This is a genomic window from Halomonas litopenaei (assembly GCF_003045775.1).
In the GTDB taxonomy this organism is placed as follows: domain Bacteria; phylum Pseudomonadota; class Gammaproteobacteria; order Pseudomonadales; family Halomonadaceae; genus Halomonas; species Halomonas litopenaei.
In genome coordinates this window covers 198,730-222,554 of the sequence record NZ_PXNS01000004.1, presented here as the reverse complement: position 1 = coordinate 222,554, position 23,825 = coordinate 198,730, and the positions used below count along the sequence as shown (strand labels likewise).

19 protein-coding genes and 1 tRNA gene are annotated in these 23,825 nt (G+C 64.5%); 7 read left to right on the top strand and 13 right to left on the bottom strand.

Annotated elements, in window-relative coordinates; genetic code table 11:
- Nucleotides 1-20: 20 nt before the first annotated feature.
- Nucleotides 21-1,082, top strand: coding sequence for a TRAP transporter substrate-binding protein (locus C6W88_RS07540; RefSeq protein ID WP_108132014.1), 1,062 nt, complete (start codon nucleotides 21-23; stop codon nucleotides 1,080-1,082).
- Between the two features lie 95 nt (nucleotides 1,083-1,177).
- On the opposite strand, the gene C6W88_RS07535 is transcribed toward C6W88_RS07540, so the two are convergent.
- The 4 genes from C6W88_RS07535 to dctP are packed head-to-tail and all read right to left on the bottom strand — an operon-like array spanning nucleotide 1,178 to nucleotide 4,711.
- Nucleotides 1,178-1,849, bottom strand: coding sequence for an RraA family protein (locus tag C6W88_RS07535; RefSeq protein ID WP_108132013.1), 672 nt, complete (start codon nucleotides 1,847-1,849; stop codon nucleotides 1,178-1,180).
- Between the two features lie 11 nt (nucleotides 1,850-1,860).
- Entirely contained in the window at nucleotides 1,861-3,165 is a 1,305-nt protein-coding gene (locus C6W88_RS07530; protein ID WP_108132012.1) for a TRAP transporter large permease, read from the bottom strand.
- A gap of 3 nt (nucleotides 3,166-3,168) precedes the next feature.
- Entirely contained in the window at nucleotides 3,169-3,684 is a 516-nt protein-coding gene (locus C6W88_RS07525; protein ID WP_108132011.1) for a TRAP transporter small permease, read from the bottom strand.
- 13 nt (nucleotides 3,685-3,697) lie between these two features.
- Nucleotides 3,698-4,711, bottom strand: coding sequence for a TRAP transporter substrate-binding protein DctP (dctP, locus tag C6W88_RS07520; protein WP_162816416.1), 1,014 nt, complete (start codon nucleotides 4,709-4,711; stop codon nucleotides 3,698-3,700).
- Nucleotides 4,712-5,349: 638 nt separating this feature from the next.
- On the opposite strand from dctP, the gene C6W88_RS07515 reads away from it, so the two are divergent.
- Nucleotides 5,350-6,345 carry a LysR family transcriptional regulator gene (locus tag C6W88_RS07515; protein WP_108132009.1) on the top strand — a complete coding sequence of 332 codons (996 nt, stop codon included), beginning with the start codon at nucleotides 5,350-5,352 and terminating at the stop codon, nucleotides 6,343-6,345.
- Nucleotides 6,346-6,355: 10 nt separating this feature from the next.
- Here the strand turns inward: C6W88_RS07515 and C6W88_RS07510 are convergent, their stop codons facing one another.
- The 5 genes from C6W88_RS07510 to C6W88_RS07490 are packed head-to-tail and all read right to left on the bottom strand — an operon-like array spanning nucleotide 6,356 to nucleotide 11,621.
- Nucleotides 6,356-8,074 carry a thiamine pyrophosphate-binding protein gene (locus tag C6W88_RS07510; RefSeq protein WP_108132008.1) on the bottom strand — a complete coding sequence of 573 codons (1,719 nt, stop codon included), beginning with the start codon at nucleotides 8,072-8,074 and terminating at the stop codon, nucleotides 6,356-6,358.
- Between the two features lie 36 nt (nucleotides 8,075-8,110).
- A complete protein-coding gene (locus tag C6W88_RS07505) occupies nucleotides 8,111-8,854 on the bottom strand; it encodes an HpcH/HpaI aldolase/citrate lyase family protein (protein WP_108132007.1) in 744 nt (247 codons plus the stop codon).
- A gap of 3 nt (nucleotides 8,855-8,857) precedes the next feature.
- Nucleotides 8,858-10,141, bottom strand: a complete 1,284-nt coding sequence (locus tag C6W88_RS07500) for a TRAP transporter large permease (protein ID WP_108132006.1) — start codon at nucleotides 10,139-10,141, stop codon at nucleotides 8,858-8,860.
- Entirely contained in the window at nucleotides 10,138-10,638 is a 501-nt protein-coding gene (locus C6W88_RS07495) for a TRAP transporter small permease (protein WP_231498587.1), read from the bottom strand. Before C6W88_RS07495 ends, C6W88_RS07500 begins: the two co-directional genes overlap by 4 nt.
- 5 nt (nucleotides 10,639-10,643) lie before the next feature.
- Nucleotides 10,644-11,621 (bottom strand): TRAP transporter substrate-binding protein, encoded by a 978-nt coding sequence (locus C6W88_RS07490; protein ID WP_108132005.1) that lies wholly within the window; start codon nucleotides 11,619-11,621, stop codon nucleotides 10,644-10,646.
- Between the two features lie 398 nt (nucleotides 11,622-12,019).
- On the opposite strand from C6W88_RS07490, the gene C6W88_RS07485 reads away from it, so the two are divergent.
- Complete coding sequence (locus tag C6W88_RS07485) at nucleotides 12,020-13,228, top strand: M24 family metallopeptidase (protein WP_108132004.1); 1,209 nt, start codon at nucleotides 12,020-12,022, stop codon at nucleotides 13,226-13,228.
- Nucleotides 13,229-13,241: 13 nt separating this feature from the next.
- Here C6W88_RS07485 and C6W88_RS07480 read toward each other — a convergent pair whose 3' ends face one another.
- Complete coding sequence (locus C6W88_RS07480; protein ID WP_108132003.1) at nucleotides 13,242-14,138, bottom strand: LysR family transcriptional regulator; 897 nt, start codon at nucleotides 14,136-14,138, stop codon at nucleotides 13,242-13,244.
- A gap of 270 nt (nucleotides 14,139-14,408) precedes the next feature.
- On the opposite strand from C6W88_RS07480, the gene C6W88_RS07475 reads away from it, so the two are divergent.
- The 3 genes from C6W88_RS07475 (at nucleotide 14,409) to C6W88_RS07465 (ending at nucleotide 19,516) form a co-directional block, all read left to right on the top strand.
- A complete protein-coding gene (locus tag C6W88_RS07475) occupies nucleotides 14,409-15,890 on the top strand; it encodes a sodium:solute symporter family protein (protein WP_108132002.1) in 1,482 nt (493 codons plus the stop codon).
- Nucleotides 15,891-16,227: 337 nt separating this feature from the next.
- A complete protein-coding gene (locus tag C6W88_RS07470) occupies nucleotides 16,228-18,219 on the top strand; it encodes a methyl-accepting chemotaxis protein (RefSeq protein ID WP_181248615.1) in 1,992 nt (663 codons plus the stop codon).
- Between the two features lie 166 nt (nucleotides 18,220-18,385).
- Nucleotides 18,386-19,516, top strand: a complete 1,131-nt coding sequence (locus C6W88_RS07465; protein WP_197037085.1) for a polysaccharide lyase family 7 protein — start codon at nucleotides 18,386-18,388, stop codon at nucleotides 19,514-19,516.
- 333 nt (nucleotides 19,517-19,849) lie between these two features.
- On the opposite strand, the gene C6W88_RS07460 is transcribed toward C6W88_RS07465, so the two are convergent.
- A tRNA-Arg gene (locus tag C6W88_RS07460) sits at nucleotides 19,850-19,926 on the bottom strand.
- A 242-nt stretch (nucleotides 19,927-20,168) separates the two neighbouring features.
- Between C6W88_RS07460 and C6W88_RS07455 the strand changes: the two genes are divergently transcribed.
- Complete coding sequence (locus C6W88_RS07455; protein WP_231498572.1) at nucleotides 20,169-21,029, top strand: c-type cytochrome; 861 nt, start codon at nucleotides 20,169-20,171, stop codon at nucleotides 21,027-21,029.
- Between the two features lie 152 nt (nucleotides 21,030-21,181).
- Here C6W88_RS07455 and rep read toward each other — a convergent pair whose 3' ends face one another.
- Entirely contained in the window at nucleotides 21,182-23,248 is a 2,067-nt protein-coding gene (rep, locus tag C6W88_RS07450) for a DNA helicase Rep (RefSeq protein ID WP_108132000.1), read from the bottom strand.
- Nucleotides 23,245-23,745 carry a tRNA (uridine(34)/cytosine(34)/5-carboxymethylaminomethyluridine(34)-2'-O)-methyltransferase TrmL gene (gene trmL / locus C6W88_RS07445; protein ID WP_108131999.1) on the bottom strand — a complete coding sequence of 167 codons (501 nt, stop codon included), beginning with the start codon at nucleotides 23,743-23,745 and terminating at the stop codon, nucleotides 23,245-23,247. The genes rep and trmL overlap by 4 nt, the downstream gene beginning before the upstream one ends.
- Nucleotides 23,746-23,825 lie beyond the last annotated feature (80 nt).

Here is a 23,825-nt window from a genome sequence, read left to right as displayed (position 1 = left end):
AACAACGCAAGGAGTGAACCATGTCTCGACTGCCCCTCCCCGTCGCCCCGCGTACTGCCCTGGTGGGCGCCGCTCTCGCCGCCGCCCTGGTCGCCAGCGCCTCGACCCAGGCCGCGACCACCATGCGCATCGCCCACCTCAATCCGCCGGACCCCACCGCCAGCAACTCCGGCGCGATGACCGCCGTGTTCAAGCAGCTGGTGGAGACCGCCACCAACGGCGAGATTCAGATCGAGATCTTCCCCGCCGGGCAGCTGGGCGAGGATGCCAACGTCATCAATCAGGTCGGCCAGGGCATCGTGCAGTCCACCATTTCTTCCGCCGGTGGCGTCGCGGAACACTATCCGCGTATCGGCATCTTCGATATTCCCTTCGCCTTCCCCAACATCGCGGTGGCCACCGAGGTCATCGACCTGGACAGCGACTTCGGCAAGGCCCTGGCCGAGGACCTCGAAGCCGAGACCGACGGCCTCAAGGTGCTGGGGCTGCTCGACAGCGGCGGCTTCTTCCAGTTCACCAACTCCCAGCGTCCGATCGAGACCACCGACGACATGGACGGACTGCGCATTCGCACCATGACGCTGCCCACCCACGAAGCGATGATCAATGCCCTGGGGGCCGAGGCCACGCCACTGGCCTGGTCCGAGGTGTATACCGCGCTGCAGACCGGTGTGGCCGACGGCCAGATGAACCCGATCCAGCAGACGTCCTTCGCCAACTTCGACGAGGTGCAGTCCTACCTGACCGTCAGCAACCACCTGATCACGCCCTACATCTGGCTGATCAACGAGGACTTCTACAACGGGCTCGACCCCGAGCAGCAGAAGGTCATCGACTGGGCCGCCGATGTGGCGGTGGACGCCGGCCGCTCGATGTCGCGGATCATCGAGGCCTCCGACAACGGCCTGCCGAAGCTGGCCGACGGCATGGAAGTCAACGCCATCACCCCCGAGGCCCGTCAGGCCTTTATCGACAAGGCCCAGCCAGCGGTGCGCGAGGTGATCAGCGAGCGCTACGGCAGTGAAGGCGAAGCCCTGCTGGCGAGCATGCTCGACGCCATCGATGCAGCCGACGCACCCTGATGTCGCCTCGCCCGCGATAGCATTTCCCAAGCGCCCAAAAACGATCAGGCCGCTCCCCGTGGGGAGCGGCCTGATCGTTGGTCACTGTTGCAACTTCAGTTCGACGGTGTCAGCCGGTTTTCGACCATGGCACTTGCTCCGCTGATGTCCGGAAGGCACTCGCCCTGGGCGAGTCGCTCGAGGATGCGTTCTTCCTGGCGCTGCAGTTCCAGGGTGTGGTCGATCACCGCGTCGACCTCCGACGGCGGCAGTACCACCACGCCATTCTCGTCGGCCAGCACCACGTCGCCGGCGGATACCACCACTCCACCGACGCTGACCGGCAGGTTCATGGCACCGCCCTGGTCGGCGAGCTTGGTGGTCAGCGACGAGACGCCGCGGCTCCACACCGGGAAGCGCTTTGCGCGCAGGGTAGCCAGGTCAGTGGCGGTGCCGTCGATGATCACCCCGGCCAGTCCCAGGCGCGAGCCGACCTCGGTCAGCACCCCGCCCCAGCAGGCGTGACGACGATCGCCCTGGCGATCGATCACCAGTACATCGCCGGGACGTAACAGGCGCATGGCGTGGTTGAGCAGGGTGCCATCTCCCGGCGGCAGCGACAGGGTCACGGCAACCCCGGCCACCCGCACCTCGTCGAGCTGGCAGCGGATCTCGGGGTCGATAAAGCCCTCTTCGCGGAAGTGACCGATGGTGGCGGTCTCGCACTCGAGCAGGCGCTGATGGCGGGCGGGGTCCAGCGGGGCGGGCAGGTCGGCGATGGTGTACACAGCGTTTTTCCTTATATCAGGCTCGGCAGCCAGGTGATCAGTCCCGGCACCCAGTACAGCATCAGCATGCCGAACAGGAAGCACAGCACGATCGGCCAGGCGGCGGCGTAGATGGTCGGCATCGACACCGAGGGTGCCCCGCCCTTGACCGCGAACAGGTTGTAGCCGAACGGCGGGGTCAGGCTGCCCACCGCCAGGTTGATCAGAAACAGCGTCCAGAACCACACCGGGTCGAACCCGTAGGCCTTGACCAGCGGGGCGTAGATCGGGATGACCACCATCATGAAGGCGATCTGGTCGATGAACATGCAGGCGATAAGCGGGATCAGCATCAACAGCAGCAGCATCAGGCCGGTGTCCAGGTCCATGGCGGTGGCGGCGGCCACCAGCCCGGAGGTGGCCCCGGTAAAGGACAGAAGCTGACTGAACAGCTTGGAGCAAGCCAGGATGGTGATGATCATGGCGCTGATCGACAGCGACGACAGCAGCGCCTGTCCGGCCATCTTGAGGCTGAACTTGCGGTAGTAGAAGGCCACCAGAATGGCCCCGAGCACGCCGGTGGCGGCGGACTCAGACGGCGTCGCCACCCCCAGCATCATCAGCCCCAGCACCGAGAAGATGATGATCGAGAACGGCGCCATGTTGGCCAGCGCCCGACCGCGCTGGCGCCAGTTGCCGCCGCCCGAGTCGTCCACCGCCGGTGCCCGCGACGGGTCCAGCATCATGCGCACCACCACGTAGGTCACGAACAACCCGGCCAGGAGCATGCCCGGAATGATGCCTGCGATCAAAAGGCGAGCGATGGAGACGTCGACCATGGAGCCGATGATGATCACCAGAAGGCTCGGCGGGATGATCGGTGCAAGGCCGGCGCCGCCGAGGATCAGGCCGATCGACAGGCGGTCGTCGTAGCCACGCTGCTGCATCGTCGGTAGCGCCGAACGGCTGAGCATGGCGGTCACCGCCAGGGCCGAGCCGGACAGCGCGCCGAACAGCGTCGACAGGGCCACCACGAAGAAGTACAAGCGGCCCTTGATGCGTCCCATCAGGGTGTCGAGGGAGTCGAAGATGACGTCGATGGAGCCCGAGCGGAACAGCAGCTCGCCCATCAGCACGAACAGCGCGATGGTGGTCAGCGTCTCCGAGGTGACGGTGTCATAGACGCTGTTGGCGAACAGGCCGAAGCCGGCGCTGCCCATCAGCCAGAAGGTGCCGGCCACGTTGATCGCCAGAAAGGCCACGAACACCGGCACGCCGAGGGCGAACAGCCCCATCAGCAGGGCGACGGCCAGGCCCAGGGTGACATACCACTCCATCGTCTACGCCTCCTGCCGTGGACTGTCGCTGGGCCACTCGACGGTGGCGGGCAGCAGCGCGCGCCGCAGAAAGTGCAGCGCGGTATTGGAAAAGCCGTAGCCGATAAAGCTCGACACCCACACCTTGGGGATATCGAGCCCCATAGCGGTGGTGGTGCCGCTGGCCAACTGGCGAAGGCTCTCGCTGATCAGCATCCAGGCTGCCAGCGCACACACCGCCGCGGTCAGCAGCGAGGTGAAGCGCTCGAAGCCCTGTCGACGGGCGGCGGGCAGGCTGTCCTGCAGCACGCTGATGGCGATGTGCCCACGGGTCCGGGCGAGTTCCGGCATGGCCAGGCTGGCCGACAGGCACAGACAGTAGGCGACGATGGAGCTCGACCACAGGGTCGGGGCGTTGAAGAAGTAGCGGGCCACCACTTCGATCCAGAAACACACGACGATGCCACACAGGGTGGCACCGCCGAGGTAGAAGCCGAATCGCGTGAGGCCATCGTGCCAACGGGCAATGGTAGCCAGCATGGGAGCGATCCGATCAGGGGGTCATGTCGTTGCTTTCGGCGATCTCGCGCATCTTGGCCACCGCCTCCGGCGACTTGTCGAGGCCGAGCTGCCAGATGCCTTCGGTCACCAGCTCGTCGAGACGCTCGGCGTCTTCCGGGGCGAACTCGGTTTCGTGCATGCCGAGCTCCCGCAGGCGCGCCCATTCCTCGACCGCCAGTTCGTCGAGCACCCCGGCGATCTCGCTTTCCAGCGCCTCGCCCTGGGCCAGCAGCACCGACTGCTGCTGCTCGTCGAGGCCATTGAAGGTGTCGAGGTTCATCAGCAGGTAGGTGTAGGTCTGGCCGAAGGTGGGCTTGGAGAAGTAGCCCGCCACCTCGTGCCAGCCAAGATCCTCGACGCCGTTGAGGCCCCAGGCAGCGCCGTCGATGACGTTACGATCCAGTGAGGAGTAGACGTCGCCGCTGGACATCAGCACCGGCGTGCCACCCAGGCCCTGGGTCACGTTGGTGTAGGTGGGGCTGCCGCGCAGACGACGTCCCTCGAGGCCCGGCGAGCCTTCGATGGGCTCCTTGAGCACGTACTGGAAACCGCTGGAGCCGAGCGGCGGAATCGCCAGCAGCTTCAGGCCGAGCTCGTTGTAGTGGCTGTCGATGAAGTCCCACAGGCCGGACTCGCGGGTCTTGGCAGGATCGACGAAGACCCCGTCCATGGCCGCGCCGACACCGGTGGTGTTGGTGTGGTAGGCGCCGTGGGTGTAGAGCAGGTCGAACACCCCTACCGAGACCGGCTGCAGCTGTTCGAACGGCGGCACCACGTCGGGGCCATTGAGGCTGATGGAGACCTCGCCGTCGCTGGCGCCCTGGACCTTGTCGATGTAGCGCTGGGCGACTTCGCGGGTGTAGGCCGAGGTCAGGTCGTAGCTCGACAGCATGCGCAGATCGGTGGCCTGGGCATCGGGTGACAGCGCCGACAGTGACAGGGCAGACAGCGACAGCGCGGACACGGTCAGGATGGAGCGGGAGAGTCGGGACAGGGAGCGATTCATGGTCTTCCTCGCGTTTATGGTTGTTATCATCCGTGGCCGAGGCGGGATGCGTCCGGCAGAAGGATCTTCGATACCACTTCAATCTAGTCAGGCCGACACACCGGGGTCAATGGAAAGGCACCGATCGAGTTTTTCGATTTTTAATATGTAGAATTTACAGAATTTATACAACAAAATGAAAATATAAAAACCAGAAAAATAAAGAGCACTATCTTGTGAAAAATCTCGTATTAAAGGGCTATTATCTCGAAGTATTTTACGCCAAGCATGATGAGACAAAACCCCAATAACGCCTGATAAACTATATAATACAACGACCTATACAAAACACTCTCTTTCGTATAGACGCCCGCCCAGCTCCATCGTCGTTATTGCCACAGGCGACAATTTCGACACCCTATCGGCCACCTTCCAGCAGAAGAACAACTCTTTCCAGCAAGAAGGGATCGACTCGCCTGGCCGGTTACCCTCGACCAGGCCGGAGCTGGCAGGAGGTAACCCATGCCCGGCAACGGCCGACGGTGTATTCTCTGACAACAGCTTGGCCAACCATACACAGGCCAACATCAGGGCGCCTTCGGCGAGGACAGATCGTCCCCACGAGCGCCTCTTGCTGACAGAAATGAAAGGAGCCGGTGATGCGGCCGATTCACGACACCCTGGACTGGAACCTGCTGCGAACCTTTATCGTCATCGTGCAGGAAGAGAGCGTGAGCAAGGCGGCGGTGCGCCTGTACCTGTCTCAGCCGGCGGTGAGCCTGTCGCTGAAACGGCTGGAAGAACGGCTGGGCCAGAAGCTGATCGAGCGCGACAGCCATCGCTTTCGGGTGACCCAGGCGGGTCAGCTGGTGTACCGCGAGGCGGTGGATATCTACGCCAATGTGGCACGCCTGGCGGCCTCGGTGGGGGAATCGGACCCGGAGGTGGCCGGCCACGTCTCGCTGGCCTTTATCACCGGTATCCAGTGTCGCTTTCTCGACAGCGTGCTGGCGGCCTTCCATCGTCGCTATCCGCAGATCACCTTCGAGATCGAGGACATGTCGAGCCAGGAGGTGCAGCACGCCCTGTCACAGCGCCAGAGCGCGCTGGGTATCTGCCTGGCACAGAGCTGCCCGGACAACCTCGACAGCCAGGTGCTGGCGCGCCAGCGCTATCGGCTGTACTGCGGGCGCAGCCACCGCCTGTTCGGCCGCGACAGCCTGCCCATGGAAGAACTCAAGCAGGAGGCCTACGTGTCCTTTGGCAGCGAGCAGCTCGACGGGGTGCTGTCGCCGCTGGCGGTGTTCCGCGCCCAGCACGGCCTCAAGGGCCCGGTGGTGGGGCAGTCCAGTCGTCTGCAGGAGATCCAGCGCATGGTCATGGCGGGCTGGGGCATCGGCTGCCTGCCGGAGCACCTGGTGGCCCGGCAGGTGGCGGACGGCGAACTGTGGCCGCTGCCGCCCTACGACGGCGTGGCCGACATCGACCTGCACCTGATGTGGCACCGCGAAGGCCGCGCCAGCGTGGCGGAGACAACCTTTATCGAGTTCTTCCTCACCAGCATGGCCAAGGTGCCCATGGAGCACCGCCTGACCACCGGTATCGACGTGGCCGACGCCGCCCTGGCACCCCTCGCTTTTGACGATACGCCATAGGGCAGCCTGTTCAACGCGCCAGGGCAGCCTCGCGGATGGCACTCAGCCGCTTGCCCGGGGCGATGCCGTCGGCCTCGTAGCGCAGTTCGATCAGCGCCGGACGGCGTTCGCGCTCGGCGAAGGCCAGGGCGCGCTCGAAGGCGGCGTCGAAGTCCTCGTCCCGCTCGACGATCTCGCCCAGGCCGCCGTAGGACTCGACCAGGGTGGTGAAGGCCGGGTTGGTGAAGGTCAGGGCGATCTCGCGGCCGGGGAAGTCGTTTTCCTGGTGGGCACGGATGGTACCCCACATGCCGTTGTTGAACAGAAGGATCACCAGGCCGACATCGTACTGCAGCGCCACCCCCAACTCCTGCAGGTTCATCTGGAAGCAGCCGTCACCGGCGAAGCACACCGCCGGGCGGTCGGGGTGCTCGAGCTTGAACGAGATCGCCGCCGGCAGGCCGTAGCCCATGGAGCCCACCGTCGGCGCCAGCGAGCTGCCAAGCCCGGCGAAGCGCACGTAACGGTGGGCGTACAGCGCATAGTTGCCGGCCCCCACGCTGATGCAGCCCTGGCCATCCAGGCGACGATCGACGCTGGCGGCGACCTTGTCGAGACTCAGCGGCCCCGGGGCCGGCTGGGGCTCAAGCGTCGCCAGGTAGTCGGCGCGCGCGGCGCGGGTCTGGTCGGCCCAGCGCGGTGAGGTGTCCGGCGCCAGCCCGTCCAGGGCGGCGGCGAAGCCCACCACGTCGGCGTTGATGGCAAGCTCGGCATGATAGACCCGGCCCAGCTCTTCGGGATCCGGGTAGACGTGCACCAGCGTCTGGCGCGGGGTCGGCGACTGGATCCACGAGTAGCCTTCGCTGGTGGCCTCGCCCATGCGGGTGCCGACGGCGATCAGCAGGTCGCTGTGCTCAAGCCGCTCGCGCAGGGCGTCGTCCATGGCGAAGCCGACGTGGCCGACAAAGCGCGGATCGCGCTGGTCGAAGCACTCGAGCCGGCGCCAGGCCACCCCCACCGGCAGATCGAAACGCTCGGCGAAGGCCGCCATCTGGGCCTGAGCCTGTGCCGTCCAGCCGCTGCCACCGATCAGCAGGAAGGGCCGCTCGGCCTCGGCCAGACGCGCCTTGAGCGCCTCGAGCTGAGCCGCGCCGGGGTGGGAATGCAGCTTGGCCATGGGCTGGGCGTCGGCCACCTCGGCCTCGCCCCACAAGGTGTCTTCCGGCAACGCCAGCACCACCGGACCGGGACGCCCGCTGGTGGCGACGCGATAGGCCCGGGCGATGTACTCGGGGATACGATCGGTGGCATCGATCTGGGCGACCCACTTGGCCATGGGGCCGAACATGCGACGGTAGTCGATCTCCTGGAAGGCCTCGCGCTCGACGAAGTCGTTCCCTACCTGGCCGATGAACAGGATCATCGGGGTCGAGTCCTGAAAGGCGGTATGCACCCCGATGGAGGCGTTGGTGGCCCCCGGGCCACGGGTCACGAAGCAGATGCCCGGCTCGTTGGTCAGCTTACCGTAGGCCTCGGCCATGTAGGCGGCGCCGCTTTCCTGACGACAGACGATGGGCTCGATGGCGCCCCGATGCTCGTTGAGGGCGTCGATGCAGGGCAGGTAGCTTTCCCCCGGCACCAGGAAGACCCGGCGGGCGCCGTGGGCGCGCAGCTGGTCCATCAGGATCTGGCCGCCATTGCGGCGCGCAAGGGACGTGGTTGGCGAAAGCGTGGAGGCTGGCAGGCTCATGTCAGGGTTCTCGATATCGTTGTTGGTAAAGACGGTTCAGGCGTCTGTCAGGGCGCGGTGCAGCGGGGCGATCTGTTCGGGCAGCACCACGCAGCGGGCACGAAAGCCCCGCGCCATGGCCCACTCGAGGTCTTGCTCGAAGCCCTCTCGGTAAGTCCAGGGGCCGTCGATGGCCAGACACTCGGCCTTGGCGCAGGCGTCGACGAAGCGCTGGCGCCAGGGCGCCAGGACGCTGGCCCGCTCGCCTGGCTCGGCGTCGGCGGCAACGCCCAGATCACGCGACAGATCGCCACTGCCGAGAAGCGCCGCGCTCACCCTTGGGCTTGCCTTGAGGATCTCCGCTGCGGCGCCCACACCGACGGCGCTCTCCAGCGTCGGTATCAGCGCGGTACAGCCCTGTTCGAGGCCGACGCGACGCTCTTCGCGGGCCAGTGCCAGGGCCAGCAGCACGATGTCCATGGAGGACTCGACCTGGGGCAGGAAGATGGCCGCTGGTCGTGCCCGCATCAGCGCCGCCAGCTCGCCCTTGCCGCCCTGGGTCAGCGGGTTGATGCGCGCCATGGGCAGCCGCTGGTGCTGCCGGCAGCGCTCGGCGAAGGCGACAAAGTCGTCGCAGGCCTGGCGGCGATCGGCGGCCGGGGTGAACTCCTCCAGGTCGACGATGATGGCCTCGGCGCCGCTATCCAGCGCCTGATCCAGGCGTGCCGGGTCATGCCCCGGCACGAACAGCCAGCTGCGACACTGGGTCAGGGACAAAGGAGTCGGAATCAAGGACGCCATGGGTCACTCCATCAGGTTCGGCAGGAACAGCACGATGTCGGGCACGAAGGTGATCAGCAGCAGTACCGCGATCATCGCCCCGAGCATCAGTCCCAGGTAGCGCAACGACTCCATCACGCTGATTCCGGCGATGCGGCAGGCGGCCATCAGGTCGACCCCCAGCGGCGGCGTATTGGCGCCGATCGCCAGGTTCACCGTCAGCAGCACCCCGAAGTGCACCGGGTCGATGCCGTACTGCACCAGCAGCGGCATGACGATGGGGGTGACGATGATGATGATGGCGATGCTTTCCATGAAGGAGCCGAGCACCAGCAACACCACGGTCAGCAGCAGCAGTACGCCATAGCGGCTGTCGGTGATCTCGCCGATCAGTGTGGCGATGGCCTGGGGCACCTGTTCGTAGGTCAGGCCCCAGGCGAACATGCCGGCGGCACCGATGATGACCAGGATGGCGCCGGAGGTCTCCGCGGTGGCGATGACGCTGTCGACGATGTCCCGAAGGCTCAGGCTGCGATAGACCAGGGTGCCGACGATCAGCGCATAGACGATGGCCGAGGCGGCGGCTTCGGTGGGGGTGAAGACGCCGAAGCGAATGCCTCCGATGATCAGCACCGGCACCAGCAGCGCCGGCAGGGCAGCGATAAAGGCACGCTTGCGCTCGCCGGGCTCGGGCCGGGTACCACCGGACCAGCCGTTGCGGCGTGACACATAGATGGCCACCCCCACCAGCGCCAGGGTCAGCAGCAGGCCGGGGATCACGCCGCCCATGAACAGCTTGCCCACCGAGGTGTTGGAGGTGGTGCCGTAGACGATCATCACGATGCTCGGCGGGATCACCGTGCCGATGGAGCTGGCGGTGCCCACCAGGGCGCTGCTGAAGCCGCGGTGATAGCCGCTGCGCTGCATCGCCGGCAGCAGCATGCTGCCGATGGCGATGACGTCGGCCACGCCGGAGCCTGACAGTGCCCCGAACATCATGCAGGCCAGCACCGCGACCACCGCCAGGCCGCCGCGGATGTCGCCCACCAGCGCCATGCACAGACGCACCAGACGCTGGGTCAGTCCGGCGTGATTCATCAACTGGGCGGCCATCACGAACAGCGGAATGGCCAGCAGGGTGAAGCTCTCCATGCCCGCCACGAACTGCTGGGCAGAGACCATCATCGGCGCCGCGCCGAACATCAGCAGATAGGACAGCACCGCCAGGATCAGGCCGAAGGCGATGGGAATGTCGATCAGGATCGCCAGGGCGAAGACGCCCACCAGGGTCAAGGCACCAAGGGTCATGCGTCGCCCTCCTGTGGCAGCGGCTGGCGCGCCAGCAGATGGTCACACTGCGCCAGCGCCATGCCGGCGCAGCACACCGGCACCGACAGATACACCAGCCCCGCAGGTAGCTGCAGCGCCGTGGTGGTCTGGCTCATGGTCAGCCAGGCCAGGTCCCAGCCGGCCTTGGCCAGCAACAGCAGCATCACCAGCAGCAGCAGGTCGGTGGCCCGGGTGATCCCTCTGCGAACGGCGGGGGAACTCACCAGCAGCGGCATCAGTCCGGCGCTGAGGTGGCTGCGCTTGTAGGTGCAGGCCACGCCGGCCAGCAGCGCGGTCCACACCAGCACCAGCTGGGGCAGCTCTTCGGCCCAGTGGGGCGGCGCCCCCACCACCCAGCGCATGAACACCGAGTAGGCGACCAGCGCCGCCAGCAGGGCGGCGCCGATGCCGGCCAGCGCCAGGCACAGGCGCGAGACGAGACGCGCCACGGGGTGCAGCAGGCCGTGCACGGTCATCGCGCTCACTGCCCTTCGCGGTAGCGCTTCACCAGCGCCATCAGGTCGCTGCCGAAGACGTCTTCGTAGTCGGCCCAGACGCCCTGGACGGCGGCATTGAACGGCGCGGTATCGACCTCGTTGACGCTCATGCCTTCGGCCTCGAGCTCGGCCACCAGGCGCGAGTCGTCCTCCTGGGTCATGCGGCGCTGTTCGTCACGCCAGGCGTCGGCCAACTGCTGGACCGCCGCCTGGTCGTCCTCGGACAGGCGCTGCCAGACGTTGTTGGCGACGGTCAGGCAGGCCGGTGCCCATACGTGTCCGGTCAGCGAAACGTAGTCCTGGACCTCGAAGAAGGACGAGGAATGGATGATCGACAGCGGGTTTTCCTGGGCGTCGAACACCCCCTGCTGCAGCGCCGAGTAGAGCTCGCCGAAGGACAGCGGGGCCGGACTCGCGCCAAGCGCGGTGAAGGTATCCAGGCGCATCTTGTCTGGGGTTACCCGGATCTTCAGGCCGGCCAGGTCCTCGGGGGTCTCGACCGGGCCCTGGTTGTTGGTGACGTGGCGGAAGCCGTTCTCCCACCAGGACAGGATCTTCATGTTGTAGTCGGAAGCGATGGCTTCCAGCGCCTCGCCCAGCTCACCGTCGTAGGCGGCGTAGGCGTCTTGGCGGTCCGCCCAGGAGTAGGGCAGCTCGACGATGCCGAAGCGGGCGTCCAGCGGTTGGAAGGAGCCGCAGCCGATCACCCCGGCGGGCACGCTGCCGATCTGCATGCCTTCGACCATGGTCTTTTCGTTGCCGAGCTGGCCGCTGGGGAAGACCTGGAAGTTGACGCGACCCTCGGTGGCCTCGCGCACTTCGTCGGCGAAGCCTTCGGCGGCGATATGCCAGCTATGGGTCGGGGCCAGCACATGGCCGAGCTTGATGTCGAGGGCCTGGGCCGAGGTGGAAAGACCGGCGAAGGCGCCAAGCGCCAGCAGGGGGAGCATCCTGGAGGTCATGGGGGTACCCGTTGAGTCGTTGTGATTGTGATCTGGGCCCGCCACCGCTTTGTTAACGGCAAGACAGGCGTCACTTGAGACTCGGCCAGGTAGGCGTATTAGACAATTTTCAAGATTTTATGCTTTGCATAAGCCTGATTTATGCAAAGCCATTGGACAGTGGTCAGGGTGGCCCTTCGACAGGCCTGGGGCGGCAACCACAAGCGCTTCCAGACACTCCTTTAACGCACTGTTCAAGAACCATTTTTTTGGCGCAAATGGGGGCATTTGCGGTTGTGATTGGCGCCGTTGACGGCTCCACGGCGATAGTCGATCCAGCGTGGTGGTCAGCGTCGAGGCTGGCGCCAGCGCAGGATGAGAACCACCGCCCTGTCGGCCAAGAATTACAAGGAGCCCCTATGCAACTGCCCTCTCTGATCGAGATCCCCAACGGTGAAAAGGTCACCCCCACCTTCAGCGACACCGAGATGCAGGGCCGCCTGGCCCGTCTACGCCAGCACATGGCCGAGCAGCAGGTCGATGCCGTGGTCCTGACCTCCTATCACAACATCAATTACTTCAGTGACTTCGTCTATTGTCGCTTCGGCCGCGACTATGGACTGGTGGTGACCCAGGAAGGCTTTACTACCGTCAGCGCCAACATCGACGGCGGCCAACCGTATCGGCGAAACCGTCTGGGCGACAACATCGTCTACACCGACTGGCAGAAGGACAACTTCTTCAAGGCCATCATGCGGCTATGCGAAGGCAAACGACGCATCGGGGTGGAGTTCGACCATCTGACCCTGGCCAACCGCGACAAGCTGGAAAGCGCCCTTGGCGAGGTAGAGCTGGTCGACATCGGCGTACCCACCATGCAGATGCGCATGATCAAGTCCGCCGAAGAGATCGCGCTGATCCGTCAGGGGGCGCGTATCGCCGACGTGGGCGGTGTCGCGGTACGCGACGCCATCGCCGCCGGGGTGCCCGAGTACGAAGTGGCGCTGGCCGGCCAGAGCGCCATGGTGCGCGAGATCGCCAAGACCTACCCGCAGAGCGAGCTGATGGACACCTGGGTGTGGTTCCAGTCCGGCATCAACACCGACGGCGCCCACAATCCGGTCACCAGCCGTCGCGTGCGTCCCGGCGACATCCTGAGCCTCAACACCTTCCCAATGATCTCGGGCTACTACACGGCGCTGGAGCGCACCCTGTTCTGCGAGCACGCAAGCGATGCCCATCTGCGGCTGTGGGAGATCAACTGCGAGGTCCACGAGCGCGGACAGCAGCTGATTCGCCCCGGCGCCCGCTGCAGCGACATCGCCCACGAGCTCAACGAGATCTTCGCCAGACACGACGTCCTCAAGTACCGCACCTTTGGCTACGGGCACTCCTTCGGCACCCTGAGCCACTACTATGGCCGCGAGGCGGGTCTCGAACTGCGCGAGGACATCGACACCGTACTGGAGCCCAACATGGTGGTGTCGATGGAGCCCATGCTGATGATTCCCGAAGGCCAGCCCGGCGCCGGTGGCTACCGCGAGCACGACATCCTGGTGGTCAAGGAAGACGGTGTCGACAATATCACCGGCTTCCCCTACGGGCCGGCGCATAACATCGTGGGTTGAACCGATCCGGCGATCACCGGCCGGGACGTGACATGGGGGGCCGCTCGCCCCCCATGTCGGCGAGCCCGGCCCTGAGGTAGTCCAGCACGTGGTGCGCCGCCACGGACAGCTCGCCGGTCTGGTAGTGCAGGCCGAAGGTGACGCGTCCAAGCTCGGGCAGCCGGTCCGCCCCATCCACGCAGTGCAAGTGGTCGGGGCTGACGCTGCGCGCCAGGGCGGTCACGCCCAGGCCCTCCTCCACCGCGGTGAAGATTCCGAGCAGACTGGTACTGGCGTAGCTCACCCGATAGGGCATCGCCCTGGCCCTCAACGCCGCTTCCGCCGCCGAGCGGTACAGGCACCCCAGGGGATAGGTGACCAGAGGCAGCGGCGCTTCACCCTCCAGCAATGCCGTGTCGCCGACCACCCAGACCAGGTCATCTACCCGGATATCCCGAGCATCGCGATCATCGTCGACCCTTTCCGGCTCCATCACCAGGGCGATATCGTAGTGGTGCCGGTGAAAACGCTGGAGTATGACCTTGCTGATTTCACAGTCGACCTCGACCTCGATATTGGGGTAGACCCGCGCCAGATTCCTCAGCACTCGCGGCACAAATGCCAGCTCGAAATCGTTGGGAATACCTAGCCTTACCTTGCCACTGACGCCCCCTCCGCAAAGCTTCTCCACCAGCCGATCATTGATCGCCAGCATGGCCCTGGCTTCCTGGTAGAGATAGTCACCATCCTGGGTCATTTCCAGCTGACTTCCGCGCAGAAACAGGCGAGTACCCAGCATCTCCTCGAGCTTCTTCATCTGCAGGCTGATGGCGGGCTGGGAACGCCCCAGGCGCTCTCCTGCCGCGGTAAAGCCTCCCAGCTCATTGATGGTCACGAAGGTACGCAATAACTCACTCGGTATCGTCTTCAACCTGGGGCCTCATTGGCATAGATCATGCATCGATTTGTCGTTCTTATTGGTCGCATCAGCGGCAAGAAAATACCTTGAATCTGTCGATGGAGATCGACGCTACCTCTCGACGACTGCCGATTGTCGACGTCCAACAACAAACAATAGAGGCTTCCTCATGAACTCCTGGGTATTGACCACCTTTGCCATTCTAACGCTCTACATGCTGATTCACACCGGTGCAGCCTACCTGCGTCGAGAACTCAAGGCCCGCCAACCGAGGTGACGCACATGGACTCCTTTACCCTGTTCAATTGGGCGCTTCTGCTGATGACCTTCGGCCTGATGCTCTATCTGGGCTACCTGTCCTCGCGGCGCATGCACAAGGATGACGCCGCCGGCTTCCTGGTCGCCGGGCGCTCGCTGGGGGCCTTCGTCGGTGCCGGTACCATCGTTGCCACCGGATTCAGCGGCTGGGGCTTCATGGGCTCGCCCGGGGTCACCTACCAGTTTGGTGCCATCGAGGTGCTGGGCAACTTCTTCTTTGCACCGGCGATGGTCATCGCGGTGCTCTACTTCGCCCGCTTCATGCAGCGCAAGGCGATCGAGATGGGCAGCAACACCATCCCCGAGTACATCGGCCAGTCCCACGGCGGCGGCGCCATGGGGCGAGTGCTGCAGGCGGTATCGGCGATCATCACCGTGGTGCTGCTGCTGGTCTTCCTGACCAGTCAGATCAAGGCGGTGGGGCTTCTGGGTGCCAGCTGGCTGGGCATCGAGCTCGACCAGAGCGCCATGCTGATGGTCGGGGTGATCATCCTCTACACCATGCTCGGGGGGCTGGCCGCAGTGGCCTGGACCGACACCATCATGGTCTGGGGCATGGCCCTGGCGGCGGTCATCATCGTCATCCAGATGCTGACCACCATTGACGTGAACGAGTGGGAAAGCGGCTTGAACGCCATCGACCCGGAGCTGTTGAACCCGACCAACGGGGCCCACTACGGCGCCTCCAGAGGCAACGTCTTCCTGGTCCTGCCCTACGCCTTTCTGTTCGCGGCGGTGCTGCCGTTCATGGCGATCCGCTTCCTGGCCTTCAAGCCCGAGGTCAAGCTGCACAAGGTCGGCATCTACGTCGCGGTGCTCGGCGGCCTGCTCAGTCTGATTCCGCTGGTCGGGCTCTACGTCAGGGTCAAGCTGCCGGGCCTGGCGGACCCCGACAGCGCCATGCCGGTCTATCTCGAGCAGTTCATGCATCCGGCGATCCAGGGCGTCATCACCTTGTTCATCATCTTCGCCATGAAGTCCACCGCCAACTCCCTTTTGCACACCGTGGCCTCCAGCGTCTCCCACGACCTGCGCCTGGCGATCTTTGCCGAACGCCAGCCTTCGGCACGGCGCGTCCTGGGCCTGAACCGGGCCGCGGTGCTGGTGCTCGGGGTGCTGGCGCTGCTGATGATGCTCTACGCACCGCCCTTCATGCTGTCCTGGCTCGGCATCCTTGGCACCGGCACCCTGCTCGCCAGCCTGATCGGACCGGTGTTCATCTCGACCTTCTGGCAGGGCTCGGCCTGGGGGGCGCTGGCGGCCATGCTCGGCGGCTTCTTCACCAGCGGCTACATGATGCTGTTCGCCGATGTGGGCTGGTTGATCGGTCCGCTGACCGGCTGCGTGGTGTCGTCGGCTCTGTATATCGGCGTGACCCTCGTCGGTCGCAGCCATCGCGCCCATGCCCGCCATCCGAACGCATCCTTCCCTGACCACCCTGCTTGACCGAAAACATCCCCCCGACTCGCCTTCAGGACTAGAGCTCTGAGGTTCGGGCAAAAAGACAGGCCGCCCTCCGGGGCGGCCATTCTCGTTAAACCTCCATCATCCAGTGAATATCTGGGTTAAACCTGAGCATCAGGGCCGAGAACCGGCTGCTCTCATGACCCAGATCATTGGTGCGAAGCGCTTTAGCATATTCCTCTCAACTTGACGCTTTCATGGGTCGATAACCCTGGCATCGCTGCTAACCGGAGGCAGTCCGAGCGATGAGCAAGCCAGGATATGACTTCGCTCATGCCATGACTGCCGGTTGGCCCCTCCCAGCATGAGCCCTCTGCCAATGACATCACTCCTTGATCGCCTGACCATGGGAAGAAAGTTCTTCCTGGTGCTTTTCTTGCCGCTGCTTTCCATCCTCTGGATGACGCTCTCCACGGTGCTGGAACGCCAGGCGGTCGTCACCCGAATGGACAATCTTCAAGAGGTGGCGATTCTCGGGCGTCATTCGGCCAATCTGGTGCACGAACTTCAGCGCGAACGGGGGATGACGGCCGCCTTTCTCAGCAGTCAGGGCCGCAACTATCATACAGAGCTACCGGTGCAACGTGAGGCGACCAATACCCAGGCCGAATCATTTGACCGCTACATCGCTGACATCGATTTTTCCCGTCACGACCCTCGAATCGAAGCACAGGTCGATCTGGCGAAGCATCTGCTTGAGGAGAAGGATGACCTACGGCGCAAGGTCGATGGTCTCGACATCTCTGCCGAAGCATCGACGGACGCTTATACCAACATCAACGAGGCGCTGATCGATATCGTCGCCAAGCTGACCTTTGGCGTCGATCAGGGAGAAGTCGCCCGTCAGCTGACGGCCTATTACGACCTTTTGAACATCAAGGAGCTGGCCGGCATAGAACGGGCGGTACTGGCGGCATCTTTCAGCGCCGACGCGATATCGCCAGTAATGTTCAGGAAGCTGCTTTCGTTGATCGTGAAGTCCGATGTGCACAAGAAGAACTTCTTCGAGCTTTCATCACCGAGGGTTCAGGAGGAGCTCAAGACGCTGACCGACAGCGCACTTGGCGAGCGTTTGAATGCCATGCGCAGCGTGGTCCTCGAAAAGGCCTCAAGCGGCGGCTTCGGTATCGATCACCAGGAGTGGTTCGAGGCCCAGACCGAGTATATCGATGGCATTCAGCAGATCTCCCGGTCGGCAGAGCAGTACCTTCTGGCACGTATTGACGACTTGCAGAAAGCGTCCTTCAGCTACCTGCTCAAGCACGCCCTGGTCATGCTTGCCGTCTTGCTCGTCACCCTTGCCTTTTCGATCATCACCGCCCGCAGCGTGGTGCGTCCTCTAAAGATTGCCCTGATGGACATCAGCGAGCAGAAGGATGACCTGACCAAGCGACTGGCGGTACCCGGCAAGGACGAGCTGTCGCAGCTTTACCGCGCTTTCAACGACTCGCTGAGCAATATTGCCAGCCTGGTGGTCAACCTGAAGAAGAGCGCCAGCGCCGTCGAGGCGGTCAGTGGAGAAATCACCCGGGGCAACCAGGACCTGGCGAGCAGGACGGAGCAGCAGGCGGCCTCACTGATCCAGACCGCTTCCAGCATGGAGCAGATCACCGCCACCGTGAAGCAGACCTCTGATTCCGCTCGCCAGGCGCAGGAAATGACCCGTGAAGTCGCCTGCCGCGCCAACGACCTGAGCCAGAACGCCGCCCAGACCCGAACGGCCATGGAACAGATTCGCGACGCCAACCAGGAAGTCACCAGGATCGTCGAGGCCATCGACGACATCGCCTTCCAGACCAATATTCTGGCCCTGAACGCTTCGGTGGAGGCGGCGCGCGCCGGCGACCAGGGTCGAGGGTTTTCGGTGGTGGCCTCGGAGGTGCAGAAACTCGCCAGCCGCTGCGCAGAGGAAGCCACCCTGATCCGCCGGTTGATCACCACCAGTACGCAGCGGGTCGACAAGGGCGAGCGCCTGGTGACCTCCACCAGCGAGGCGCTGGTCACCATCTCCGAGCATGCCCAGCAGACGGCGACCCTGGTGTCGGAGATTTCCACCGCGGCGACCGAGCAGTCGCTGGGTATCGAACAGATCACTCAGGCACTGGCGCAACTCGAGGACGTCACCCAGCGCAACACCGGCCTGGTCGAACGCGTTGCCACCGCCAGCGAGTCCCTCGACAAGCGGGCTCGCGACATGGCCTCGCTGGTGGGCCGCTTCAAGGTCGATGTGCCAACGGCCCTTCACGCCACGTCGGAAGACGGGCCGCTTATCGGCTCACCCCAGGCCACCCTTGTCGACTGCCACGCATAGGCCCTACAGGTTCCCCGCCTTGCCGCCCTTCCGGGCGGCTTTTTTTATCAGGCATGGAACCCACACAAACAAAACCTCGTTTTATTTTTGATGAATCATCTTTGACAATATTGAAACGCAATTCTAGCCTTGCTGATGCCACCCCAGCACAACAAGGAACAACGCCGTGCTCGAACACGACCATCTCAGCCGTTTTCTCTCCCACCGCCATTCCCTTTGCCAGCCCCTTTACCAGTCCCTTCGACACCCCCTTCGCAAGCCCCTGATCGTCGCGCTGTCGGCCCTGGCCGTCTCCTCCTTCGGTGTATCCTCCATGGCCGCCGACGAGGGTACGCCTCCGGCGCAAGTCTTCGACCTCACGACCTGGAAGTTGACCCTGCCCATGGACGCCGACGGCGACGACGACGTCGACGAGATATCGGTCGGCGAGCTTCAGTCCTATCAACATCCGGACTACTACTATCTGAACGACAACAATAATCTGGTCTTCGTGACCCCCAACAGCGCCTTCACCACCCCCAATTCCAGCAATGCACGCACCGAACTGCGCCAGATGCTGGCCGGCGCCGACGACGCCTTCGGCCCCAAGGCACCTGAGCAGAACTTTGCCCTCGCCTCTCACCCCGAGGCTGACCGCTACGCCCAGATCGGCGGCTACCTCGATGCTACGCAGCGGGTCGATCACGTCGCCGAGCGCACCGACAAGCCCGACCGGGCAGCGGCCTATTCGGTGGTCATCGGCCAGATCCACGCCGGCAAGGACGAAGCGGTGCTGGCCCAGGACAATGGCTTCGGCCACGGCAACGAACCGCTGAAGATCTACTACAAGAAGTTTCCCGACCACGAGACCGGCTCGGTGTTCTGGAACTACGAACGCAACCTCGAGAAGGATGACCCCGAGCGCATCGATATCAGCCACGCGGTGTGGGGCAACGACTGGAGCGGCAGCGAGGATCCGGGCGAGGCGGGCATCGCCCTGGGCGAGAGCTTCCGCTATCGGGTCGAGGTCAAGGACGACGTCATGCACCTGACCTTCGCGTCAGACGGCCACCCCACCCGCACCTTCGAGCAGAACCTGGCCGACAACGTCGGTCCCGACGGTGAGGTCGACGAGGCCGACCATCCGCAGGGATACGCCGGTGACTGGATGTACTTCAAGGCGGGTTCCTATAACCAGTGCAACACCAAGCCGGAATCTGGCGCCTGCCTGGGTACCGGGGTGTGGGAAACCGACCAGCAACACGGCGACTACGCCCAGGTCGTGTTCAGCGAGCTGGATAGCGGCCCGGTCGAGTAAGCGTCCAGCGAGCGCCCGGTAACGTCCACGCCAGAGAAGAGAAACGTCCACGCCAGAGAAGCGTAACGTTCACGCCAGGGGCGAAGCTGCCGCTCGCTCCTGGCCAACGGCGCTCGGCAACAAAGGCCGACTTGATCCAGATCAGCAAAGGCGCTTTCGCCTCAAGGGCGAACTTTGGCAGAAAACCGTGCACTTTCAAGCATGTGCTCGTGCAGCAATGGGCAAATTCAACGGCAGTGAATGGCCCGATTCGAGCGCTCGATGCCCCCCTGCCGACCTACCCTCCAGACATGAAAAAGGGCCTACGACAGCGTCGTAAGCCCTTGAATTCTATGGCGCGCCCTAAAGGATTCGAACCTTTGACCTTTGCCTCCGGAGGGCAACGCTCTATCCAGCTGAGCTAAGGGCGCGCGGTGCCGCCTGAACCTGTCACGCGGCGAGCCATATCCTACCTTGCGCACCCGCCGGTGTCCACCCAAGGGCATGCCCAAGCCCCGCAGCGCCACCTTCCCGGCGACGGGCGACATTTTCCCGTCTCGAGCGATCTCGCTATACTGCCGGCACAGCGTGACGCCCGGCGATAGGGACGATGGCCGTGCTCGGCGCCACCAACAATAACTTCCATCAAGCGACCGTTACAGAGGTGGTGAGAGTGAAATCCAGCAAGCTGATCATGGGGTGTCTGATCACCCTGGGCCTGGGCTCCGGCCAGGCGATGGCACAGGACGATGCCGAGCGTGACGCCATGGCCGAGCGCCTGGCCCCGGTAGGTTCTGTGTGCCTCGAAGGCCAGGAATGTGGCAGCGCCATGGCCGCCGCGTCAGGCGGCGGTGACGCCGCGGCGTCGGGCGGTGGCGTCGATGGCGAAGCCGTCTACGGCGGCATCTGCATGGCCTGCCACGATACCGGCGTCGCCGGCGCACCCAAGCGCGGCGACGAAGCGGCCTGGGCCGAACGCACCACCAAGGGCTTCGACACCCTGCTGGATCACGCTCTTAACGGCTTCAATGCGATGCCGGCCCGTGGCGGCAACCCGAACCTGTCCGATGAAGAAGTCCATGCGGCGGTGGCCTACCTGGTCGAGCCGGTGATGGAAGTGCCGTCAAGCGACGCAGGCGCCAGCGAGGCGGCCCCTGCCGAAGAGACAGCATCAGACGACAGCGCCGCCGCTGCCAGCAACGAAGCAGCAGGTGAGGACGCTGCCGCCACCGATGCGGCTGGCGGCGACGACGCCGCTGCAACCGATGCAGGCTCTGCCGAGGTCGACCCGGCGGTGGCGGCCATCGATGGTGAAGCGGTCTATGGCGGCATCTGCATGGCGTGCCATGAAGCCGGTGTCGCCGGCGCCCCGGTTCGCGGTGACGCCGCCGCCTGGGAACCGCGCCTGGCCAAGGGCATGGACACCCTCTATGACCACGCCATCAACGGCTTCAACGCGATGCCGCCCAAGGGTGGCAACCCGAGTCTGTCCGATGACGAGATCAAGGCGGCCGTCATTTACATGACCCAGTAAATCGACTCACGCGATATAGCAGCGGGGCGCCCATGGGCGCCCCGCTTGCGTTGGTCTGCTGGCGAGGCCTGGTCCTGCACTCGGGTCGTGCCAAGCCTTGATGCCATCGGGCTTATCCACAGCCTGTGGCGATCCAGCGGCTGTGGATGGATTCAGTCCAGCAGCGAGCGCAGCCCGGCGATGGCGCTCTTGCCCCGCTCCTGCTTGCGCTCGGGGTCTTCCCGATCGGCGCGTCCTTCCCACTCCAGATCATCCGGCGGCAACTCGTCGAGGAAGCGGCTGGGGGCGCAGTCCATCAACTCGCCGTAGGCCTTGCGCTGGCGCGCCAGCGTCATGGTCAGGGTACGCCGGGCACGGGTGATGCCAACGTAGGCCAGGCGGCGCTCCTCCTCCACGGTGCCGGCCTCGATGGAGTTGCGGTGAGGCAACAGCTCTTCCTCGAGACCCATCAGGTAGACGTGGGGGAACTCGAGGCCCTTGGAGGCGTGCATGGTCAGCAATTGCACACGATCCGAGTCATCTTCTTCCGCTTGTTGCTCGAGGATATCGCGCAATACCAGGCGCGAGATCGCCGATTCCACGTCGTCGGTTTCGGTATCGGTGCTGGCGGTGTTCTCTTCCGGATCGGCCTGCATCGACTTCTCGAGCTGGTCGATCAGGATCCACACGTTGGCCATGCGCCGCTCGGCGATGGTGGGGGCGCTGGCGTTCTGGTAGAGCCAGGCCTCGTAGTCCATCTCGCGCATCATCTCGCGGATCGCGGCGATGGCGTCGCCCTGGTCCATGCGGCGGCGTACCCCATCGATAAAGTGGGTGAACCGCGTAAGCCGCTCCACCGCGCGGGCCGGCAGCTGCTCGGCCAGCCCCAGCTCGTGACAGGCGGCGAACAACGAGACGCCGCGCTCGGTGGCGTAGTTGGCGAGCTTCTCCAGGGTGGTCGGGCCGATCTCGCGACGCGGCACGTTGACGATACGCAGGAAGGCGTTGTCGTCGGCCGGATTGATCAACAGCCGCAGGTAGGCCATGGCGTCCTTGATCTCGCCCCGGGAGAAGAACGAGGTGCCGCCGGACAGCTTGTAGGGAATCTGGTAGTGCTGCAGCTTCAATTCCAGCAGGCGCGCCTGGAAGTTGCCACGGTAGAGCACCGCGAAGTCACGCCATTCGGCGCGCTCCTTGATCCGGCGGGTCAGGATCTCGCTGGCGACCCGCTCGGTCTCTGCCTCCTCGTGGCGCGTGACCACCACCCGGATCGGATCGCCCTGGCCCATGTCCGACCACAGGGTCTTGTCGTAGACGTGGGGGTTGTTGGCGATCAGGGTGTTGGCGGCGCGCAGGATGGTGCCGGTGGAGCGGTAGTTCTGCTCCAGCTTGATCACCTTGAGCCGCGGAAAGTCTTCGCCCAGGGTCACCAGGTTCTCCGGCCGGGCACCGCGCCAGGCGTAGATCGACTGGTCATCGTCGCCGACCACGGTGAAGGTCTGGCGCTCGGCCATCAGCATGCGGACCAGCATGTACTGGCTGACGTTGGTGTCCTGATACTCGTCCACCAGCATGTAGTGGATCTTGCGACGCCAGCGGGCCAGCGCCTCGGGGTCGTCGCGCAGCAGTACCACCGGCAGCAGGATCAGGTCATCGAAGTCCACCGCGTTGTAGGCCTTGAGGTGGCGAACGTAGGCCTCGTAGACCCGGGCGGCGTACTGCTCGTCTTCGGTGGCGGCGTGGGACAGCGCCTGGCCGGGCAGGATCAGGTCGTTCTTCCAGTTGGAGATCACTCCCTGGACCTGATTGATCTGGTCGGCGTCGACCTGGGCGTCCTTGTTCATCAGATCGCGCAGCAGCGCCTTGGCGTCTTCCGGATCGAACAGTGAAAAGCCCGGCTTGTAGCCCAGCGCCTTGAGCTCGCCGCGGATGATGTTGAGGCCGAGCGTGTGGAAGGTCGAGACCGTCAGGCCGTGGCCTTCACGCCCCTGCAGCATCGAGCTGACCCGCTCCTTCATCTCGCGGGCGGCCTTGTTGGTAAAGGTCACCGCAGCGATGCGCCGGGCGCTCATGCCGCATTCCTGGATCAGGTAGGCGATCTTGGTGGTGATCACGCTGGTCTTGCCGGAGCCGGCCCCGGCCAGCACCAGGCAGGGACCGTCGATGAAGTGCACGGCCTCGCGCTGACGCGGGTTGAGGCCGCGGATGCGTTCGCGGATCGTCTTCACAGGTGCGTTCATGCGTCGTCCTGGGCGCCGGGCTGGACATCGAGTCGCGCCGCGCCGTCGAAATCGAGTTGTCGCCAGGCCTCGAACACCAGCACCGCACAGGCGTTGGACAGGTTCAGGCTGCGGCTGTCCGGCAGCATCGGGATGCGCAGGCGCTGCTCCGGCGGCAGTGCATCGAGCATCGCCTGGGGCAGGCCTCGGGTCTCGGGGCCGAATACCAGGGCGTCGCCGGAACGATAGTCGGGCTCATGGTAACCACGCCGCCCACGGGTCGAGACGGCGAAGACCCGAGAGGGCGAAACCTCGTCGATGAACGTCTGCCAGTCGGCGTGGACCCGGACCCGCGCCCACTCATGGTAGTCCAGCCCCGCGCGCCTGAGGCGCTTATCGTCTAGGGTAAAGCCTAACGGCTCAATAAGGTGCAGGCGAAATCCGGTATTGGCGCACAGGCGTATCAGATTGCCGGTGTTCGGCGGAATCTCGGGTTGATAGAGCACCACGTCGAGCATTGGACATCACCAGGATCGCGGCGGAGGACGATGTGAGGCAGGGAGATCACCGAGGCCCTCCTGGGAGGAAGACCTCGGCG

Coding starts and splice junctions, on each gene's coding strand:
- rep (WP_108132000.1), bottom strand. CDS start 23,248: ATGAACGCACCTGTGAAGACGATCCGCGAACGCATCCGCGGCCTCAAC.
- C6W88_RS07540 (WP_108132014.1), top strand. CDS start 21: ATGTCTCGACTGCCCCTCCCCGTCGCCCCGCGTACTGCCCTGGTGGGC.
- C6W88_RS07470 (WP_181248615.1), top strand. CDS start 16,228: ATGACATCACTCCTTGATCGCCTGACCATGGGAAGAAAGTTCTTCCTG.
- C6W88_RS07475 (WP_108132002.1), top strand. CDS start 14,409: ATGGACTCCTTTACCCTGTTCAATTGGGCGCTTCTGCTGATGACCTTC.
- C6W88_RS07510 (WP_108132008.1), bottom strand. CDS start 8,074: ATGAGCCTGCCAGCCTCCACGCTTTCGCCAACCACGTCCCTTGCGCGC.
- C6W88_RS07525 (WP_108132011.1), bottom strand. CDS start 3,684: ATGCTGGCTACCATTGCCCGTTGGCACGATGGCCTCACGCGATTCGGC.
- C6W88_RS07485 (WP_108132004.1), top strand. CDS start 12,020: ATGCAACTGCCCTCTCTGATCGAGATCCCCAACGGTGAAAAGGTCACC.
- C6W88_RS07515 (WP_108132009.1), top strand. CDS start 5,350: ATGCGGCCGATTCACGACACCCTGGACTGGAACCTGCTGCGAACCTTT.
- trmL (WP_108131999.1), bottom strand. CDS start 23,745: ATGCTCGACGTGGTGCTCTATCAACCCGAGATTCCGCCGAACACCGGC.
- dctP (WP_162816416.1), bottom strand. CDS start 4,711: ATGAATCGCTCCCTGTCCCGACTCTCCCGCTCCATCCTGACCGTGTCC.
- C6W88_RS07505 (WP_108132007.1), bottom strand. CDS start 8,854: ATGGCGTCCTTGATTCCGACTCCTTTGTCCCTGACCCAGTGTCGCAGC.
- C6W88_RS07500 (WP_108132006.1), bottom strand. CDS start 10,141: ATGACCCTTGGTGCCTTGACCCTGGTGGGCGTCTTCGCCCTGGCGATC.
- C6W88_RS07490 (WP_108132005.1), bottom strand. CDS start 11,621: ATGACCTCCAGGATGCTCCCCCTGCTGGCGCTTGGCGCCTTCGCCGGT.
- C6W88_RS07495 (WP_231498587.1), bottom strand. CDS start 10,638: ATGACCGTGCACGGCCTGCTGCACCCCGTGGCGCGTCTCGTCTCGCGC.
- C6W88_RS07530 (WP_108132012.1), bottom strand. CDS start 3,165: ATGGAGTGGTATGTCACCCTGGGCCTGGCCGTCGCCCTGCTGATGGGG.